The 18,415-nt window shown below is 68.8% G+C and carries 13 protein-coding genes and 1 pseudogene; 6 read left to right on the forward strand and 8 right to left on the reverse strand.

All coding sequences use genetic code 11. The features are described 5' to 3' along the window. Positions 1–104: 104 nt before the first annotated feature. From BKA15_RS03345 to BKA15_RS35255, 7 genes are all read right to left on the reverse strand, one after another. Positions 105–1,790, reverse strand: coding sequence for a DUF885 domain-containing protein (locus tag BKA15_RS03345; protein ID WP_218871043.1), 1,686 nt, complete (start codon positions 1,788–1,790; stop codon positions 105–107). Then, positions 1,787–2,644, reverse strand: a complete 858-nt coding sequence (locus tag BKA15_RS03350) for an ATP-binding cassette domain-containing protein (RefSeq protein ID WP_312878804.1) — start codon at positions 2,642–2,644, stop codon at positions 1,787–1,789. The genes BKA15_RS03345 and BKA15_RS03350 overlap by 4 nt, the downstream gene beginning before the upstream one ends. Beyond that, positions 2,641–3,471 carry an ABC transporter ATP-binding protein gene (locus BKA15_RS03355; RefSeq protein ID WP_179748090.1) on the reverse strand — a complete coding sequence of 277 codons (831 nt, stop codon included), beginning with the start codon at positions 3,469–3,471 and terminating at the stop codon, positions 2,641–2,643. Before BKA15_RS03355 ends, BKA15_RS03350 begins: the two co-directional genes overlap by 4 nt. Further along, the gene (locus BKA15_RS03360) at positions 3,468–4,463 is read right to left on the reverse strand and encodes an ABC transporter permease (protein WP_179748091.1); all 996 of its coding nucleotides are present in this window, start codon (positions 4,461–4,463) and stop codon (positions 3,468–3,470) included. The genes BKA15_RS03355 and BKA15_RS03360 overlap by 4 nt, the downstream gene beginning before the upstream one ends. Before the next feature lie 2 nt (positions 4,464–4,465). Then, positions 4,466–5,443, reverse strand: a complete 978-nt coding sequence (locus tag BKA15_RS03365) for an ABC transporter permease (protein WP_179748092.1) — start codon at positions 5,441–5,443, stop codon at positions 4,466–4,468. Between the two features lie 19 nt (positions 5,444–5,462). Further along, positions 5,463–7,199, reverse strand: a complete 1,737-nt coding sequence (locus tag BKA15_RS03370; protein WP_218871044.1) for an ABC transporter substrate-binding protein — start codon at positions 7,197–7,199, stop codon at positions 5,463–5,465. 233 nt (positions 7,200–7,432) lie between these two features. Then, positions 7,433–7,735, reverse strand: coding sequence for a helix-turn-helix domain-containing protein (locus BKA15_RS35255; protein WP_179748093.1), 303 nt, complete (start codon positions 7,733–7,735; stop codon positions 7,433–7,435). Between the two features lie 528 nt (positions 7,736–8,263). Here BKA15_RS35255 and BKA15_RS03380 point away from each other — a divergent pair. From BKA15_RS03380 to BKA15_RS37190, 6 genes and pseudogenes are all read left to right on the forward strand, one after another. Next, positions 8,264–12,862: an ATP-dependent helicase gene (locus tag BKA15_RS03380; RefSeq protein ID WP_179748094.1), complete on the forward strand. Its 4,599-nt coding sequence runs from the start codon at positions 8,264–8,266 to the stop codon at positions 12,860–12,862. Between the two features lie 183 nt (positions 12,863–13,045). Next, entirely contained in the window at positions 13,046–14,398 is a 1,353-nt protein-coding gene (locus tag BKA15_RS03385) for an ABC transporter substrate-binding protein (protein WP_179758205.1), read from the forward strand. Continuing rightward, entirely contained in the window at positions 14,386–15,594 is a 1,209-nt protein-coding gene (locus BKA15_RS03390) for a carbohydrate ABC transporter permease (protein ID WP_312878806.1), read from the forward strand. Before BKA15_RS03385 ends, BKA15_RS03390 begins: the two co-directional genes overlap by 13 nt. Continuing rightward, positions 15,591–16,460: a carbohydrate ABC transporter permease gene (locus BKA15_RS03395; RefSeq protein WP_179748095.1), complete on the forward strand. Its 870-nt coding sequence runs from the start codon at positions 15,591–15,593 to the stop codon at positions 16,458–16,460. The genes BKA15_RS03390 and BKA15_RS03395 overlap by 4 nt, the downstream gene beginning before the upstream one ends. Before the next feature lie 75 nt (positions 16,461–16,535). After that, entirely contained in the window at positions 16,536–16,880 is a 345-nt protein-coding gene (locus tag BKA15_RS03400) for a helix-turn-helix transcriptional regulator (protein ID WP_179748096.1), read from the forward strand. Next, positions 16,864–17,847, forward strand: a pseudogene (locus BKA15_RS37190) (type II toxin-antitoxin system HipA family toxin); the annotation flags it as partial. The gene BKA15_RS03400 and the pseudogene BKA15_RS37190, both read left to right, overlap by 17 nt. Before the next feature lie 166 nt (positions 17,848–18,013). Here the strand turns inward: BKA15_RS37190 and BKA15_RS35260 are convergent. Further along, positions 18,014–18,325: a helix-turn-helix domain-containing protein gene (locus tag BKA15_RS35260; protein ID WP_179758207.1), complete on the reverse strand. Its 312-nt coding sequence runs from the start codon at positions 18,323–18,325 to the stop codon at positions 18,014–18,016. Between the last annotated feature and the right edge of the window lie 90 nt (positions 18,326–18,415).

Consider the following 18,415-nt stretch of genomic DNA (forward strand, 5'->3'; position numbering starts at 1 on the left):
GACACTCGTGGCGATGCTCACCAAGCCGGGCGATCAGTTGCTGACCAGCGATCCCGACGATCTTGCTCGACTCACCGAGGTTCGGGACGGCGAGGTTTCGATCGTCACTGTGTGAGGCCCGACGCCGGGTACGGAGACGTACCGCCGCGGGCGATGAAGCGTTCGATCTCGGCCCGCAACACCTGCAGCGGTACGGAACCGAGCGACAGCACCTGATCATGGAAATTCCGGAGATCGAAGCCCTCGCCGAGTTCCCGCTCAGCCCGAGCCCGCAACTCCAGGATCTCCAGCTGGCCGAGATAGTAGGCACAGGCCTGCCCGGGCCAGGCGGTGTAGCGGTCCACCTCGGTGATCACCTCGTGGCCGCCGATCGCGGTGTTGTCCCGGAGGAAGGCCTGGGCCCGCTCGCGGGACCAGCCGAGGGCGTGGATCCCCGGATCGATCACCAGCCGGACGGCGCGCCACATCTGGTAGCCCAGCATGCCCATCAGTTCGTACGGGGTCTCGTACATCCCCATCTCGACGCCGAGCCGCTCGGTATAGAGCGCCCAGCCCTCGCCGTAGGCGGACAGGTAGTCGTTGCGACGGAACTCGGGATGATCTTGCTGCTCCAGCGCCAGCGGGATCTGGAACGCGTGCCCGGGCGCCGCCTCGTGCAGGGTCAGCGCCGGCAGCGAGTAGAGCGGCCGTTCCCGGAGGCCGTACGTGTTCAGCAGGTAGCGGTCCACCCCGCCGCGGCCGAACGTGTAGAACGGCGCCAGGTCCGGCGGCACCTCGATGATCGCGAACCGCTGCCGCGGCACCCGGCCGAAGTAGCGGTGCACCACCGCGTCGAACTTCTTGGCGTGCCAGGCCGCCTCGCGGAGCAGCTCCCGCGGCTCGTCGACGTAGAACTGATCATCGGAGCGCATGAACGCCAGCAGCGCGTCCACGTCGCCGCCGAAACCGGTCTGCTCGGCGATCGCCCGCATCTCGGTCCTGATCTTGTCCACCTCGCGCAGCCCGATGGCGTGGATCTCCTCGGGGGTCAGGTCGAGCGTGGTGTATTCGCGCAGCTGAGCGGCGTAGTAGTCGGCGCCGGCGATCTCGACGGCGGCGATCGACTCCGGCAGGTTCGGCAGATAGCTCTCGGTGAGGTAGTCGACCAGGCCACGGAAGGCCGGCTGGACCCGCTCCTCGACCAGCCGGATCGCCTGCCTGCGCAGAGATTCCGCCCGCGAGCCGGTCACCCCGTCCAGGGTCGTCACGAACGGCAGCGCGGCCGGGTCGGTGGCCTCGGCGACCGTCCGGGCGGTCGTCTCGCGGCCGGTCATGGTGATCTTGGGCGGGCCGAAACCGCGGGCCAGGCCGGCGCCCAGATTCTCGATCTGCTGCTCCAGGTAGGCCGGTACGTGCTCCAGCTGGCTCAGCCAGCGGTCGGCCTGGTCCGGGTCGGTGATCGGCCGGCGGCCGCGGTCGATCAGGTCGTTCCAGAACGAGCTGTCGGCGTTGGCGGGCGCCTCCCAGGTCCGGAACCGCTGCTGGTTGATCAAGGTCTGCAGCTGGTTGGCGTAAACGGCCTGATTGGTCCGCTCGGCCTCGGACAGGGTGGCCGGGTCGATCTCCCGGACCGCGGCCAGGGTCTCCTCCCAGCGCCGCTGCCGGCGTTCCTGGGCGGCCGGCCCGACGTCGGGCAGGAACGGGTCCGTCTCGGTGGACCGCCAGCTGCCGTGGCCGAGCTCGCCGGTCCGCCAGGCCCATTCGTCGGTGTACAGCCGCCGCAGCGCGCTGTCTCCCGATGACGCAGTCATCGCGCTCCTCCTCGCGAGCGTCGCTCGCTTTCCCATTCGGGCGGGATGGTCGGCACCGCCGCCAGCAGGGTCCGGGTGTACTCGTGCCGCGGTTCGGCGAAGATCTGGTCCCGCTCGCCCTGCTCGACGATCTTGCCGCCCTGCATGACGCAGACCCGGTGCGCCACCTGCCGTACCACCGCAAGATCATGGGAGATGAACAGGTAGCTGAACCCGAAGTCGGCCTGCAGTTCGGTGAGCAACCGGAGCACCTGCGCCTGCACCGACACGTCGAGCGCGGAGACCGGCTCGTCGCAGATGATCACCCGCGGGTTGCAGGCGATCGCCCGGGCGATCCCGATCCGCTGTGCCTGGCCGCCGGAGAACTGGGCCGGGTAGCGCCGCGAGTGGTCCGGGTTGAGCCCGACCCGTTCCATCAACTCCTTGACCCGCGGCACGGCAGCGGCCAGCGTTGACAGGCCCTGGTAGCGCAGCGGCGCCGACACCAACTGCTCGACGTTCTGCCGCGGATTCAAGCTGGAGAAGGGATCCTGGAAGACGAACTGGACACTGCACCGGAACTCCCGCAGCGCCGGCCCGGTGGCCCGGGTGACGTCGCGAGCACCGATCCGGACCCGACCCTGGGACGGTTCGATCAGCCGGCCGATCATCCGGGCCGTGGTCGACTTGCCGGAGCCGGACTCCCCCACCAGGCCGACCGTCCGGCCCTCCGGGATCTCCAGCGAGACGTCGTCGACCGCCCGGAAGGTACGTCGGCTGGTCAGCACCCGGCCGCGCAGGGACACCCGGTAGTCCTTGATCAGGTTCTCCGCGGCCAAGATCACCGGCGGCGGCGCGGTGTCGGTGGTGGTCACGCGGTCTCCCCGCCCTGATCGGGATCGATGAGCCGCGGCGTGGCGTCGATCAACATCCTCGTATAGGCCGACTGCGGGTCGGTGAACAGTTCCCGGGTCGTGCTCAGCTCCTGCCGGACGCCCTGGTTCAGCACCAGCACCCGGTCGGTCACCCGGCTCACCACGGCAAGATCATGAGTGATGAACAGCAGGCTGGCCCTCGTGGTCTCCCGGACCTCCTTGATCAGGTCCAGCACCTGCGCCTGCACGGTCACGTCCAGGGCCGTGGTCGGCTCGTCGGCGATCACCAGCTGGGGTTCGCAGACCAGGGCCATCGCGATCATGATCCGCTGCCGCATGCCGCCGGAGAACTGGAGCGGATAGTTGTGGTACGTCCGCGCCGGCTCGCGCAGATGGACCCGCTCCATCGCCGCGATCGCCGCCCTCCGGGCGTCGGCCCGGGAACCGCCCCGGTGCGCCCGGTACGCCTCGGCGACCTGATCACCGACCGTGTAGTACGGGTTCAGCGAGGACAGTGGGTCCTGGAACACCATCGAGATCCGCATCCCGCGGATCCGCCGCAGCTGCCGGTCGGAGCGGCCGACCAGCTCCAGCTCCTCGCCGTCCGGGCCAGCCAGCCGGATCGACCCGGTGACCTGTGCGGCCGGCGGCAGCAGGCCCATGATCGCCAGCGCGGTCATCGACTTGCCCGAGCCGGACTCGCCGACCAGGCCCAGCGCCTCGCCGGACTCGATCGTGAACGACAACCCGTCCACCACGACGGCCGGTTCGCCGTCCGCGGTCGGGAACGTGATCGTCAGGTCCTCGACGGTGATCAAGTCGTTCATGCGGAACGCACCCGGATCCTGGGGTCGAGCACCGAGTAGAGCAGGTCGACCACAATGTTGGCGGTGATCACGAAGAACGCCGCGACCAGGGTGAAGCCCATGATCACCGGCTGGTCGTTGGTGCTGATCGCGTCCCGGGCCATCTTGCCGATCCCGTTCAGGCCGAACACGGACTCGGTGATCAACGCGCCTCCCATCAGCGTCGCCACGTCCATCCCGAAGATCGTGATGATCGGCGTCAGCGACGGCCGCAGCACGTGCTTGCCGACCACGGTGACCGGCGGCAGGCCCTTCGCGCGGGCGGTCCGGACGTAGTTCTCGCCCAGCGTGTCCAGCACGTTGGACCGGGTCAGCCGGGTGTACATCGCCGCGTACATCAGGGCCAGCACGATCCACGGCATCAGGTAGCTGTCCCACCACAGCGCCGGATCCTCGCTGAACCGGACCGTGGTCGGGAACGGCAGCACGCCGAGCTGTACCACCAGCACGAACTGCAGCACCAGCGCGACGAAGTAGTTCGGCAGCGCGATGCCGGCCAGCGCGACGGTGTTGAACGAGCGGTCGACCCAGCTGCCCTCGCGGAGCGCGCTGAGCACGCCGGACAGCAGGCCCCAGACCAGCCAGAGCAGCGCGGCTCCGACGGCGAGGGTGATCGTCACCTCGATCCGCTCGCCGATCATGGTGCCGACGCTCTGCCCGCTCTGGAAGCTGTGCCCGAGACACGGTGCCGCGCAGTGCACGGCGCCGGGTCCGCTGCCATACCAGCGGCCGGCGACGAGGCCGAGCAGGAAGGTGCCGAACTGGACCCAGAACGGCTGGTCCAGGCCGAGTTGATCACGGATCGTCGCGATCCGCTCCGGCGTGCAGGTCTGGCCGCAGATCAGCACCGCCGGGTCGGGCGAGAGCAGGAAGAAGATCGCGTACGTGAATAAGCAGACGCCGAACAGGGTGAGCAGGGCCCAGCCGACCCGGCGCAGCACGTAACTGATCATGGTCAGATCCCTTCCCGCCGGGCCATGATCCGCTGGATGTGATCACCGATCACCATGCAGGACAGCACGGTGCAGGTGAGGAAGAGGCCGGGAATGGCGAAGAACATGGGATTCGTGGCGGACCACTGGACCGCGCCGGCGATCATCTGGCCCCAGGACGGGTCGGGCGGCCGGACACCGACACCGAGGAAGCTCAGCCCGGCCTCGGTGGCGATGTACTGCGGCAGCATCAGCGTCGCCACTACGATGATCGTCCCGGACAGGTTCGGGATCACCTCGGCGAACACGATCCGGAACGGCCCCGCCCCGGACGCCACGGCCGCCTCGACGAACTCCCGCTGCCGCAGCGACATGGCCTGAGCCCGGACCACCCGGCCCAGCTGCGGCCAGCCGAACAGGCTGAGCACGGTGATCAACATGACCATCCGGTTCGCCTGCGGCACCGCCGACAGGATCGCGATCATGAAGATCAGCGACGGGAACGCCATCAGGAAGTCCATCACCCGGCCGATCACTGTGTCGACCACCCCGCCGGCATAACCGGCGATGGTGCCGAGCAGCACCGCGATCACCACCGTCAGCACCGTCGCCAGCACCGCGATGCTCAGCGAGAACCGAGCCCCGTAAGCGATCCGGGCGAAGATGTCGCGGCCGTTCAGCGGCTCGACGCCGAACCAGTGCTCGGCCGAGATGCCGCCCAGCGGGCCGATCGGCAGCCCGCCGAGCCGCGGGTCGATCGCGTCCTCGTCGAAGGCGTACGGGTCGTGGCCCGAGATCGCCGTCAGCACCGGGGCGAAGAGCGCCATCAGCACCAGCAGGGCGAGGAAGACCAGGCTGATCACGGACGCCGGCCGGGACAGCAGCAACCGGGGCAGCCGACGGCGCCGCGGCAGCCCGCGGGGTGCCAGCCCCGGCGCCCCCGGACCACCCGTGCCGTCGCTGTCCGGTCCCGGGCCGGTCAGCCGGGCGGGCGTGCTCACCTTGCGCCGGCCCGCCGGATCACGGGTTCTTCAGGCCGAGCGAGGTGAGGTCGACGTACCCCGTCATCCCGGCGTGCGCGAAGGCGCCGCCGATGTTCGGGCCGATCAACTGCAGCGGGGTGTCCCGGACCAGCGGAACAACCGGCGCCAGTTCCATGATCTCCCGGTTCAGCTGAGCCACCGCGGCGTTCTGCTCGTCGATGTTGCTCATCTTGGCGATCTCCTCGAACCGGGCGTTGATCTTGGGATCGTCCAGCTGGCTGTTGTTGTTGTTGCCGGTGGGATACAGCCGCTTGCCGTCGAACAGCGGGGCCAGCAGGGTCTCGCCGGTCTGCCCGCCGCCGCACCAGCCGGTGATCCCGATCTCGTTCTGCTTGGCGGTGGTCTGGATCACCTCGTAATAGGTGGACGCGTCGATCACGTTCAGCGTCGCGTCGATCCCGACCTTGGCCAGCGAGGCCTGGATCGCCTCGGACTGCGCCTGCCACTTCGGCAGCCCGCGGACGTCCATGGTGACCTTGAACCCGTTCGGATGACCGGCCTCGGCGAGCAGCTGCTTCGCCTTCTCCACGTCGCCCTTGAAGTCCGGCGTCGGGTACAGGTCGAACTCCTCCCGGCCCGGCACGCTGGGCAGCAGCATGTCGGTGGCCGGCTGGGTGACCAGCGGTCCGCCGGTCACGGTGATCACGCTCTGCTTGTCGATCGCGTAGTTGATCGCCTGCCGGACCTTGAGATCGTCCAGCGGCTTCTTCGACATGTTCAGGAAGAGATAGAACGTGCAGCTCGGATGATCACGGATCGTGCGCGCCTTGAGTTCCGGCGTCTGGATCTTGGCCAGCGTCGCCGGCTGGATCGAGTAGACACCGACCGCGTTGGCGTCCTCGCCCTGCGCGGCGAGCATCCGGTCGTCCACCGTGGCGGCGTCGATGCCGAACAGGAACTCGTAGCCGTCCGGGAGCGCCGGCCGGACCTGGTCGGTCTCCGGCTTCCACTGCTCGTTCCGGACCAAGATCAACTTGGAGCCGCGCTGGTAGCTGTCGAGCTTGTACGGGCCGGAGGCGATCGGCTTCTCGTCGATCTGCCGGACGTTGGCCACCTTGCCGGCCGGGAACGGCGTGAACGGCGGCGTCATCGCCACCACCGGGAAGTAGGCCACCGGCCGGTTCAGGTGGAACGTGATCGTCTTCTCGTCGACGACCTCGATCGAGTCCAGGCCCTTCGGGTCCTGGTAGACGCCCTTGTAGTCCGAGGCCCCTTCCAGGTATTGGATGTGGAAGTCCGAGCCGATCCGCAACGCCGGGTCCATCGAGCGCTCGAGACCGTACTTGAAGTCGGCGGCGGTGATCGGCGTGCCGTCCTCGAAGAAGATGTCGTCCTTCAGCGTGAACGTCCACTCGGTGGCGTCCTCGTTCGGCCGGCCGGTGTCGGTCGCAAGATCGGGAACGATCTTGGTGCCACCCGGCCCCGTTTCGTTGGCCGCCGTGACCAGGGTGCGGTAGATCAACCGGTAGAAGTTGTTCACGCCGCCGTCGTTGCCCATCGAGGGGTCGAGGTGGGAGAACTCGGGCTGGCCGAGCACCCGGACCACGCCGCCCTTCTTGGCCTCGCCGGTGTGCACCGCGTAGCCGTCCTGGTCGAGCTGGGCCCCCGGAGCCGCGGTCGGGTCACCCTGTTGGGCGTTCCGTCCGCCGGAGCAGCCGGCCAACAACAGACTCGCCACAGCCAGCAGAGCGACCACAGTACGGGTGGGGCGCATACGTCCTCCTCGAGAGACCTGGGTACCCGCCGTAGCTTAAGGGGTTCAGTCCGCCCGCGTCGCGGTTAATCTAACGAATTGATCACTGGTCCGAGGCCTGTCGACGGATACCATCCGCCCATACTGAGCAGACGCGCAGCCTGTTCGCCCTGGCCGGGGCGTCATCGCTGCCACCACGGCCTGCGCCCTGCTGCCGCAGCGGTCGGCCGACGAACACTTTCCTGGATCACCGTTCACGACGTCAGTGTCAGCCGCTTGCCCAGTGCCGCCGTCAGCCTGGCAAGGGTCTCGAGGGTCGGGTTGGCCTGACCATTCTCGATTCGACTGATCTCCGGCTGGCGTACTCCAGCGGCTGCGGCCAGCGCCTGCTGGGTCATCTGTTGCTCTTCCCTCGCGGCGGCGAGCATCAGACCGAACTCGCTTTGGACGGTCATCTCCCGCTCGAAGACCTCGCTGGCCGCGGCATGCACCTGCTTGGCATCCTCGGACCATCCGTCGGCGGCCCCGGCAGCCAGCTGATCGAAACTCTTCGGCACGACGTCGCCTCCTCGAATGGCAAACCGGATGATGGCTGTGCCTATGTGTTATAGCACATAAGACTGTGAGGGGCCAGCAACGAGGACGAGCTCGACAGTTGATCACGGACGGCTCCTTCGCCACCGAGCCAACTCCTTCCGAGCCCTCTTGATCTCCCGTTGCTGACGTCGCTCCGAGCTGTCCCTGCCCTTGTCGTATCCGCCGAGCAGCAGCACGATCCGCGCTCCATGGAAGTGGCGGTGAACCCTGAGCAGATGTCAATCCCGCGGACCCTCAGGACGTGGGTGATCGCTGCCGTCAGAACCGCCTGGTCGTATTCGTGAAGATCGGTGTAGAACCGCTCGAACTGATCTCCCTCGTACTCCACCGTCCACAACGGTTGCGGCTCGGTCATGGTTGCGCCCCCCAGGTCTGAGGGACGGCAAGGTATGGGGGGACCACTGACAACTCGATTGGATGGCGACCAGAGTCGCTCGGAGCCGCGCAACCAGCGATCCCGACCGGGACTGTCGGTGGTCGGGTGCAGGATGGAGAACGTGTCCAAGCAGGTCCTCGATCCGCTGGCCGCGTTCGCCCCGGCGACCGCGGCCTGGTTCACCGACGTCTTCGCCGCGCCGACGCCGGCGCAGGCCGGTGCCTGGTCGGCGATCTCGGCCGGGCAGAACGCGCTGGTGATCGCGCCGACCGGGTCCGGCAAGACGCTGGCCGCGTTCCTCTGGGCGCTGGACGGGCTGATCCGGGAGCCGGAGCCGCCGGCCAAGGAACGCTGCCGGGTGCTGTACGTGTCGCCGCTGAAGGCGCTGGCGGTCGACGTGGAGCGCAACCTGCGGGCGCCGTTGGCGGGCATCGGCCGGACCGCGGCCCGGCTGGGCGAGCCGGCGCCGAGTGTCACGGTCGGCATCAGGTCCGGCGACACCACCGCGTCCGACCGCCGGAAGCTGGTCACCCGGCCGCCGGACATCATGATCACCACGCCGGAATCGCTGTTCCTGATGCTCACGTCGGCGGCCCGGGACACCCTGACCGGCATCCGTACGGTGATCGTCGACGAGGTGCACTCGCTGGCCGGCACCAAGCGCGGCGCCCACCTGGCCCTGTCGCTGGAGCGGCTGGCCGAGTTGACCGAGCGGCCGCCGCAGCGGATCGGGCTCTCGGCCACGGTGCGACCGCCGGAACGGGTCGCCCGGTTCCTCGGTGGCGACCAGCCGGTGACGGTCGTCGCGCCGCTGGCGGACAAGAGCTGGGACCTCGAGATCGTCGTCCCGATCGAGGACATGAGCGATCTGCAGGCCGCTGCCGCGCCCCGGGCTTCGGTCTCGGACGAGCCGGAGGCCGCCGACAGCCGCCGCCCGCCGTCGATCTGGCCGCACGTGGAGAACCGGATTCTGGACCTGATCGGCCGGCACCGGACGACGCTGGTGTTCGCCAACTCTCGGCGGCTGGCCGAGCGATTGACCGCCCATCTCAACGAACTGCACGCCGAACGGCTCGGTGAGGTCACCGAGCCACACCAGCTGCCGGCCCAGATCATGGCCCAGTCCGGTGAGTCGGCCGGCCGGGACGGCACGACGACGCCGGTGGTCGCGCGGGCCCACCACGGCTCGGTGAGCAAGGAGCAGCGGGCGCAGATCGAGGACGACCTGAAGTCGGGCCGGCTGCCCTGTGTCGTGGCCACGTCCTCGCTCGAGCTGGGCATCGACATGGGCTCGGTCGACCTGGTGGTCCAGGTGGAGGCGCCGCCGTCGGTGGCCAGTGGGCTGCAGCGGGTCGGCCGGGCCGGTCACCAGGTCGGCGCCGTCTCCCGCGGCGTCTTCTTCCCCAACCATCGCGGCGATCTGATCGAGTCCGCGGTGGTGGTGGAGCGGATGCGGGCCGGCGCCATCGAGGCCGTACCGGAACTGCGTAATCCGCTCGACGTGCTGGCCCAGCAGATCGTCGCGATCACGGCCGGCGGCGAGGTGGCGGCCGACGACGTCTACCGGCTGGTCCGGCGGGCCGCCAACTTCGCCGACCTGCCCCGCAGCGTCTTCGACGCGGTGCTGGACATGCTCAGCGGCCGCTATCCGTCGGAGGACTTCGCCGAGCTGCGGCCGCGGCTGGTCTGGCAGCGCGACACCGACACGCTCAGTGCGCGGCCCGGCGCCCAGCGGCTGGCGGTCACCTCCGGCGGCACCATCCCCGACCGCGGCCTGTTCGGCGTCTTCCTGGCCGGCGAGGACACCGGGCCGGGCCGCCGGGTCGGCGAGCTGGACGAGGAGATGGTGTACGAGACGAGGGTGGGCGACGTGTTCACCCTCGGTACGACGAGCTGGCGGGTGGAGCAGATCACCCACGACCGGGTGCTGGTCTCGCCGGCGCCCGGCCAACCCGGCCGGCTGCCGTTCTGGAAGGGCGACGCCCCCGCGCGCCCGGCCGAGCTCGGCGCGGCCTTCGGCGGCTTCGTCCGGGAGCTGGCCGGCCTCAAGACGGGCCCGGCGACCGAGCGGCTGCGCGAGGCCGGTCTGGACGACTCCGCAGCGCGCAATCTGGTCAGCTACCTGGCCGAGCAGCAGCAGGCGACCGGCGCACTGCCGACCGACCGGACGGTGGTCTTCGAACGGTTCCGCGACGAGCTCGGCGACTGGCGGGTCTGCCTGCACTCGCCGCTCGGCCTCGGCGTGCACACCCCGTGGGCGCTGGCGATCGAGCACACGGCCCGGGACCGGTACGGCGCCGAGGTGCAGGCCACCGCGACCAACGACGGGATCATCCTGCGGATCCCGGACACCGACGCCGATCCGCCCGGCGCGGACTTGATCATCACCGATCCCGAGGCGCTGGAGCAGATCGTCACCGACGAGGTCGGCGGCTCGGCGCTGTTCGCCTCCCGGTTCCGCGAGTGCGCGGCCCGGGCGCTGCTGCTCCCCCGCCGGGACCCACGAGCCCGTTCTCCCCTGTGGCAGCAGCGGATGCGGTCCGCCCAGTTGCTCGGCGTCGCGGCCCGCTACCCCGAGTTCCCGATCGTGCTGGAGACGATGCGGGAATGCCTGACCGACGTGTTCGAGCTGCCGGAGTTGATCAAGGTCCAGCAGGCGATCGCGAGTCGCGAACTGCGGGTCGTCGAGGTGGAGACCACCGAGCCGTCGCCGTTCGCGCGGTCGCTGCTGTTCGGCTATGTCGGCGCCTTCGTCTACGAGGGCGACGTGCCGCTGGCCGAGAAGAAGGCCGCCGCGCTCGCCCTGGACGCCACCCTGCTGGCCGAGTTGCTCGGCAAGGACGGCCTGCAGCAGTTGCTCGATCCGGAGGTGATCGCGGAGATCGAGGCCGACCTGCAGGGGCTCAGCGAGGAGCGCCAGGCGTCCACCACCGAACAGCTGTACGACCTGATCCGCACCGCCGGTCCGTTCCGCATCGACGAGCTGGCGGACCGCACCCCAGCGGACTTCGATCATGAGGGCGCGGTCAAGGAGTTGATCACGGCGCGCCGCCTGGTCGAGGTACGGATCGCCGGCGCCGACCTGGTCGCGGTGATCGAGGACGTGCCGCGACTCCGCGACGGGCTCGGGGTGCCGGTGCCGCCGGGCGTCGCCGCCGGTTTCGCGGAGCCGGTGCCACAGCCGGTCGCCGACCTGGTGCTGCGCTGGGCCCGCCAGCACGGGCCGTTCGTCGCCGAGACGATCGCGGACCGGTACGGGCTGCCGCTCGGCGTGGTCACCGACGCGTGCCGCCGGCTGATCGACGACGGTGCGATTGTGGCAGGCCACTTCGTCCAGCTGGCCGACGAGCAGCAGCACCTGCGGCAGTTCTGCCACCAACGCGTCCTGGCGTTGATCAAGCGGCGCACGCTGGCCCGGCTGCGTCGCGAGGTCGAGCCGGTCGAGCGGGTCGCGTACGCCCGGTTCCTGGTCGACTGGCACGGCATCGGCAGTCCGGGCCGCGGTGCCGACGGCGTGCTCGCGGCGCTGGAATCCCTGGCCGGCTATCCGGTGCCGGCCAGCGCGGTCGAGTCGGTGATCCTGCCGGCCCGAGTCATCGACTACCAGCCGGCGCTGCTGGACCAGTTGATCACGGCCGGCGAGGTCAGCTGGGCCGGGGACGGGCCGATCGGCGAGTCGGACGGCTGGATCCGGTTCCTGCTGCCGGGCCTGGAGGCGCCACCGCCGCGGCGGGAACCGGAGGATCAGCGCGCCCTGGCGCTGCTGTCGGTGTTCCAGCCCGGCGGCGCCTCGTTCCTGGCCGAGCTGACCCGGCGACTCGGCGATGACGACGAGACGGCCGGCTACGAGGACGCGCTCTGGGAGTTGGTCTGGGCCGGTCTGGTCACCGGTGACACGTTCGCCCCGGTCCGGGCCCGGGTCAGCGGCGGCGTGCACCGCAGCCGACCGGCGCCGCGCAGCCGGACCCACCGGGGGCAGCTGCGGGCCCAGTTGCGGGCCCGGGTGGCCGCCCGGATCAACGCCAGCCCCACCACCGCCGGCCGCTGGTCCCTGGTCGCGCGCGAGTCCCTGGTCGGCGACGGCGGTTCCGATCGGTCGACCCGGTTCACGGACCAGGTGTTCGGCTGGCTGGACCGCTACGGCGTGGTGACCCGCGGCGCCGTCACCGCGGAGGGCACCGAGGGCGGCTTCGGCGCCGCCTACCGGGCCCTGGCCACGCTCGAGGAGTCCGGCCAGTGCCGCCGCGGCTACTTCATCGAGGGGCTCGGCGCTGCCCAGTTCGCGCTCCCCGGCGCGGTCGACCGGCTGCGCGCGGCGTCGGCCGAGCCGGAGCACCCGGAGGCCATCGTGCTGTCCGCCTGCGATCCGGCGAACCCGTACGGGGCGGCGCTGGGCTGGCCGGACCGGGCCGGGCACCGGCCGGGTCGCAAGGCCGGCGCCCTGGTCGTCCTGGTCGCCGGCGAGTTGATCTTCTACGTGGAACGCGGCGGCCGGACCCTGCTCAGCTTCACCGACCGGCGCGACGTGCTGGAGCCTGCGGCCGTCGCGCTGGCCTCGGCGGTACGGCGCGGCCAGCTCGGCAAGCTGACCGTGCAGCGCGCGGACGGTGATCATGTCTTCGGCTCCGAGCCGGTACGGAAAGCGCTTCAAGAAGCGGGTTTCGTGATGACGCCGCAGGGATTGCGGATCCGGCCGGCCGCCGGCTACTGACGAGTTGATCATGAAAAAGTCGATCATGCCGCGTGACCGACTCGTGATCTTGGAACCGCCGGGGGCGGCAGCGATCCCGTACCGGTCTGGCGAGTTCGGTGGACAGTCACGCCGAATGGGGGTAGAGATAGAGGACTGATCGATCCGGCGGGCGATCGGGCCCGTGGGGAAGCGAGCGTGACCATGACATCGCATGCGAAGCGACTGGTGGCGGCGATCACCGGGTGCTTGATTCTGGTGCTCGGCCTGACCGGCTGCCTGCGTGATCCGAACGCCGGCTCGCGCAACGGCGGCACGGGCGGCGGGGAGGCCATCGCCGACAACAACACGGTCGACAACGACAAGAAGGTCGAGATCCTCGGAGCGTTCGGCGGCGCCGAGAAGGACTCCTTCGTCAAGTCGCTGCAGGAGTTCCAGCAGCGCACCGGCATCACGATCGAGTACGTCGACTCGTCCGACTTCACCACCATCGTCAAGACCCGGGTACAGGGCGGGTCGGAGCCCGACATCGCGCTCTTCCCGCAGCCCGGTGGCCTGCTCGAACTGGCCGCGCAGAACCAGATCGCGCCGATCGACACGTACCTCGACTTCGACGCCATCGACCGGACCCTGGTCCCCGGCTTCCTGGAATCGGCGCGGCTGAACGGCCGGGTCTACGGGGCGCCGATGCGGATGGCCGTGAAGAGCGTGGTCTGGGCCCCGAAGACGTACTCGCAGGACGGCTATCCGACCAACGTCGACTCGATCCAGGACCTGGACAAGGTCGCCGCGGAGATCCGCGGCAAGGGCATCGCGCCCTGGTGTGTCGGCTTCAACGCCGACCAGTCGACCGGCTGGGTCGGCACCGACTGGATCGAGGAGTACATGCTCCGGATGTGGGGCCCGGACGTGTACGACGACTGGACCAGCCACCGGATCCCCTTCAACGACGAGCGGGTCCAGCAGGCGTTCGACGAGTTCGGCAAGTTGATCTTGACCGAGGGCAACGTCTTCGGCGGTGCCGATGGCGTGATCAACACCCCGTTCGGCGACGCGATGAACCCGGCCTTCCAGGACCCGCCGCGGTGCCTGCTGCACCGGCAGGGCAACTTCGCCTACTCCTTCTACCCCCAGGAGGTGCAGGCCGATCTGGACAACCGGGTCGACGTGTTCAAGTTCCCCCGCTACGACGGTGAGTACTCCGGCAGCCCGGTGCTCGGCGGCGGCGACCTGGCCGGGCTGTTCAACGGAAACGACCCGGACGCCATCGAGGTGATGAAGTTCCTCAGCTCGGACGAGTTCGGCAAGGAGTGGGCGGCCGACGGCGGCTGGCTCTCGCCGCACAAGACGTTCGACCCGAGCAACTATCCCGACGAGACGACGCGCAAGATCGCGGCGTTCGCCGCCGACGCCGACGTGTTCCGGTTCGACGGCTCGGACCTGATGCCGAAGGCGGTCGGCTCCGGGACGTTCTGGACCGGCATGGTCGAGTGGGTGCGCGGCACCAAGTCGACCAAGCAGGTCACCGATGAGATCGAGGCGTCGTGGCCGAAGTAGCCGCGGACGCGGCGAGCGAGCAGCGCACGGCCGGGCAGGGCTCGGGCGGACCGGGCGGGACCGGACCGGGCACGGCGGCGGAACCGGAGGGGCCGGCCCAGCGCGAGCACCGGCTGCCGGCGGTGCTGCGGATGATCATCGCCGTGGTCGGCATCTGGGTGCTGATCGCCGGCATCGGGTCGTTGTTCCAGGCCTTCGTCTACTACCCGCAGTTCTTCCCCAAGTTGCTGCAGGGACTGCTGGCGGTGGTGCTCGGCGTGCTCGGCGCGGCGGCGGTCTTCTACTTCATCAACATGTTCGTCGAGGCCCTGCCGAAGCGGGTGTCCAGCGGCCTGATGCCGTACGCCTTCCTGCTGCCGGGCGTCGGGCTGATCGGCCTGATGCTGCTCTACCCGACCGTGCAGACGATCAACTTCAGCTTCGCCAACGCCGACAGCACCGCCTACGTCGGCCTGGCGAACTACGTCGCGATCTTCACCGACGTGGAGTTCCTGTCGTCCTTGATCAACAACCTGCTCTGGCTGCTGATCGTTCCGGCGGCGGTCGTCTTCTTCGGCACCATCGTCGCGGTGCTCGCCGACCGGCTGCCCGGCGCTGCGGAGAACGTCACCAAGAGCCTGATCTTCCTGCCGATGGCGATCTCGTTCGTCGGTGCGGCGACCATCTGGGGCGCCATGTATGCGTACAACCCGCCGGGCCAGCCGCAGGTCGGCCTGCTGAACGCCCTGGTCACCGGTGTCGGCGGCGACCCGGTTTCCTGGATGAGCCAGACCCAGCTGAAGCTGAACAACCTGCTGCTGATGGTGATCCTGATCTGGATCCAGGCCGGGTTCGGCATGGTGCTGCTGTCGTCGGCGATCAAGGGGGTCCCGGAGGACACCATCGAGGCCGGCCGGATCGACGGGGCCAACGAGTTCCAGATCTTCATGCGGATCGTGATCCCGCAGATCCGCGGCACCATGATCACCGTCTTCGTCACACTGGTGATCTTGGTCCTGAAGATCTTCGACATCGTGTACGTGATGACGAACGGCCGGTTCGACACCAACGTGATCGCGAACCTGTTCTTCCAGGAGATCTTCGCCAACTCCCAGTCCGGCATCGCGTCGGCGATCGTCGTCGTGCTGCTGATCGTGATCACCCCGGTGCTGGTCTACCAGGTCAGAGCCTTCCGCCAACAGGAGGCCATGCGATGAGTGAAGCGCCGTCGATCAAGCCGCGGAACATCCCGGCCTGGATCATCATGATCTTGCTCGTGGTGCTGTGGTCGATTCCGACCATCGGCCTGCTGATCACGTCCTTCCGGCCGGTGGACGACCAGGTCTCCACCGGCTGGTGGACCGCCCTGTTCAACCCGTTCGGCAGCGGCTGGACGATCGAGAACTACCGCGACGTGCTGTCCGGTGGCGGGGGCGGTGGGATGGCCAACTCGTTCCTGAACAGCATCGTGGTGGCGATCCCGGCGACCATCCTGCCGCTGATGTTCGCCGCCTTCGCCGCGTACGCCTTCACGTTCATGAGGTTCCCCGGCCGGGACGTGCTGTTCATCGTGATCGTCGCCGTCATGGTGGTGCCGATCCAGGTCGCCTTCGTCCCGATGCTCGACCTGCTCGGCCCGAACAACCTGAACATCAACGGGCAGTACCTCGCGGTCTGGATCCTGCACACCGGCTTCGGCATGCCGTTGGCGATCTACACGCTGCGCAACTACATGGCTACCCTGCCGAACTCGGTGATCGAGTCGGCCAAGATCGACGGTGCGACCCACTTCCAGACGTTCTGGCGGCTGATCGTGCCGATGTCGGTGCCGGCGATCGCCGCGTTCGGCATTCTGCAGTTCATCTGGGTCTGGAACGACCTGCTGATCGCGCTGCTCTTCCTCGGCTCGGGCGAGAACGCCACCGTGATCGTGACCCTGCAGGGCCTGCTCGGCACCCAGGGTCAGGGCTTCGAGCTGCTGCCGGCCGGTGCCTTCGTCTCGATCGCGGTGCCGATGCTGGTCTTCTTCGGCCTGCAGCGCTTCTTCGTCCGCGGCCTGACCGCCGGCGCCGTCAAGGGCTGAGGCACAGACCAGACCACTAGTATTGACTATAAAACGTCACTAGATTGGTTCTAGCGACGTTTTATAGGAGTTGACATGGCCAAGAAGGAGGTCGTCCCGACTCGGGCGGCGGCAGACGCGTTGGCGGTCCTCGGATCGCAGGTCCGGTTGGCGAGGCACGACCGAAACTGGACCGCGGCCGACCTGGGTGCCCGAATCGGCGTGACCGCCCGGACGGTGACCGCGATCGAGCGCGGCAGCCCGGGCGTTGCCGTCGGCACCGTGTTCAATGCTGCGTCCGTGGTCGGGCTGCAGCTCTTCGGAGCTGGCGAGGCCGGGCTGGCGCGGCTCCGGCGCCAGGGCGAGGAGCGGGTTGCCTTGATCCCAAGTCGGGAATACGCACCGCGGAGCGCCAAGGATGACGATGGCCTCGACTTCTGACCGGACGGATGCCTTCGTGTGGGTGTGGCTCCCCGATCACCCCGAACCCACGGTCGCCGGCAGGGTTCAGCGGCAAGGCGGCCGTTATCGCTTCGGCTACGGCCGCAGCTACCTCGAGCGGTCCGATGCCATCAGTCTCTACTCACCAGAGTTGCCGCTCCGGTCGGGCTGGCAGTACCCGACAGACAACCTCTCGGTGGCCTCGGTTCTCCGAGACGCGGGACCCGATTCGTGGGGTCAGCGGGTCATCCTGGAGCGCCTGTACGGCCGTCACGGTATGGACGCCGATCCGGGTGACCTTGATCAGCTCACGTACTTCTTGGAGTCCGGATCCGATCGAATCGGCGGCCTCGATTTCCAGGCCAGCCCGGAAACGTACCGTGCGCGCGGCTCGTCGGCCTCGCTGGACGAGTTGCATGCAGCGGCGGATGCGCTGGAGCAGGGGCATCCGCTCACGGACGACCTTGCGGCCGCGCTGGTCCGCGGAACATCGATCGGCGGAGCCCGGCCCAAGGCGCTGATCACTGACGGCGGCCACCGTTATGTCGCGAAGTTCTCCTCGTCGAGTGATCACTACCCGGTGGTGAACGCCGAGGCGCTGGCGATGGAGTTCGCCCGCCGGGTCGGTATCGACGTCCCTCGCTCGTTCGTCACGACCTCGCTGGGCAAGGACGTGCTCCTCGTCGAGCGGTTCGATCGGGTCGGCGACGCATGCCGCCGCCTCGTCGTGTCCGGCCTGACGATGCTCGGCCTTGATGAGATGGAGGGCCGCTACGCAACCTATCCCGAGCTCTTGGACGTGCTACGCAAGGACGGCGCAGACCCGAGGGTCGGACGCCGGCTCTTCGAGCGGATCGTGTTCAACGTGGCCATCGGGAACAACGATGATCATGCCCGCAATCACGCGGCGTTCTGGAACGGCGAATCACTCGACCTCACACCCGCCTACGACCTCTGCCCGCAGCCGCGGTCCGGCGAGATGTCGGCGCAGGCGATGGCGTTCGGTCCGCGACGTGATCACGAACGAGTGGGACGAGGTAGCAGATCTGGTCAGACTGACCGAGACTCAGCGGAACCTGCTCTGGCGACGGCAGATCCTCAACCCGTTCACCCAATACAGAGCAGCGTGCAATTCAGGCGGCGGCGACGCTGGCCACCGGGCGGATCGTCGGGACCTTGGCCAGCAGTTCCTGGCGGGCCATCTTCTCGCTCACGGTGCCGAGCACGACGGAGAGTGGCAATTCCAGGGCGCCGCAGATCGAGGCCAGCAGTTCGCTGGACGCCTCCTTCTGGCCGCGCTCGACCTCGGACAGGTAGCCCAGGCTCACCCGGGCCTCCTTGGAGACCTCGCGCAGCGTCTTGCCCTGCGTGACTCGTTCTTCACGCAAGGACTCGCCGATCAACTCGCGCATCAGCACTGGCCTCAACGAATCCTCCGGTCGCATACCGAAACTCTACCCACCCCGTCCGACAACTCACGCACACCACTCCCGAACACCACGCGGGCCGCCCGCATTCCGAGATCGTGACCGGTA

Source organism: Microlunatus parietis (assembly GCF_013407955.1).
GTDB classification, from domain to species: domain Bacteria; phylum Actinomycetota; class Actinomycetes; order Propionibacteriales; family Propionibacteriaceae; genus Microlunatus; species Microlunatus parietis.

Excerpts from the sequence above, each read along its gene's own strand:
- BKA15_RS03345 (WP_218871043.1), bottom strand. The coding sequence starts at position 1,790 with ATGACTGCGTCATCGGGAGACAGCGCGCTGCGGCGGCTGTACACCGAC.
- BKA15_RS03355 (WP_179748090.1), bottom strand. The coding sequence starts at position 3,471 with ATGAACGACTTGATCACCGTCGAGGACCTGACGATCACGTTCCCGACC.
- BKA15_RS03360 (WP_179748091.1), bottom strand. The coding sequence starts at position 4,463 with ATGATCAGTTACGTGCTGCGCCGGGTCGGCTGGGCCCTGCTCACCCTG.
- BKA15_RS03370 (WP_218871044.1), bottom strand. The coding sequence starts at position 7,199 with ATGCGCCCCACCCGTACTGTGGTCGCTCTGCTGGCTGTGGCGAGTCTG.
- BKA15_RS03380 (WP_179748094.1), top strand. The coding sequence starts at position 8,264 with ATGGAGAACGTGTCCAAGCAGGTCCTCGATCCGCTGGCCGCGTTCGCC.
- BKA15_RS03385 (WP_179758205.1), top strand. The coding sequence starts at position 13,046 with ATGACATCGCATGCGAAGCGACTGGTGGCGGCGATCACCGGGTGCTTG.
- BKA15_RS03395 (WP_179748095.1), top strand. The coding sequence starts at position 15,591 with ATGAGTGAAGCGCCGTCGATCAAGCCGCGGAACATCCCGGCCTGGATC.
- BKA15_RS03400 (WP_179748096.1), top strand. The coding sequence starts at position 16,536 with ATGGCCAAGAAGGAGGTCGTCCCGACTCGGGCGGCGGCAGACGCGTTG.
- BKA15_RS35260 (WP_179758207.1), bottom strand. The coding sequence starts at position 18,325 with ATGCGACCGGAGGATTCGTTGAGGCCAGTGCTGATGCGCGAGTTGATC.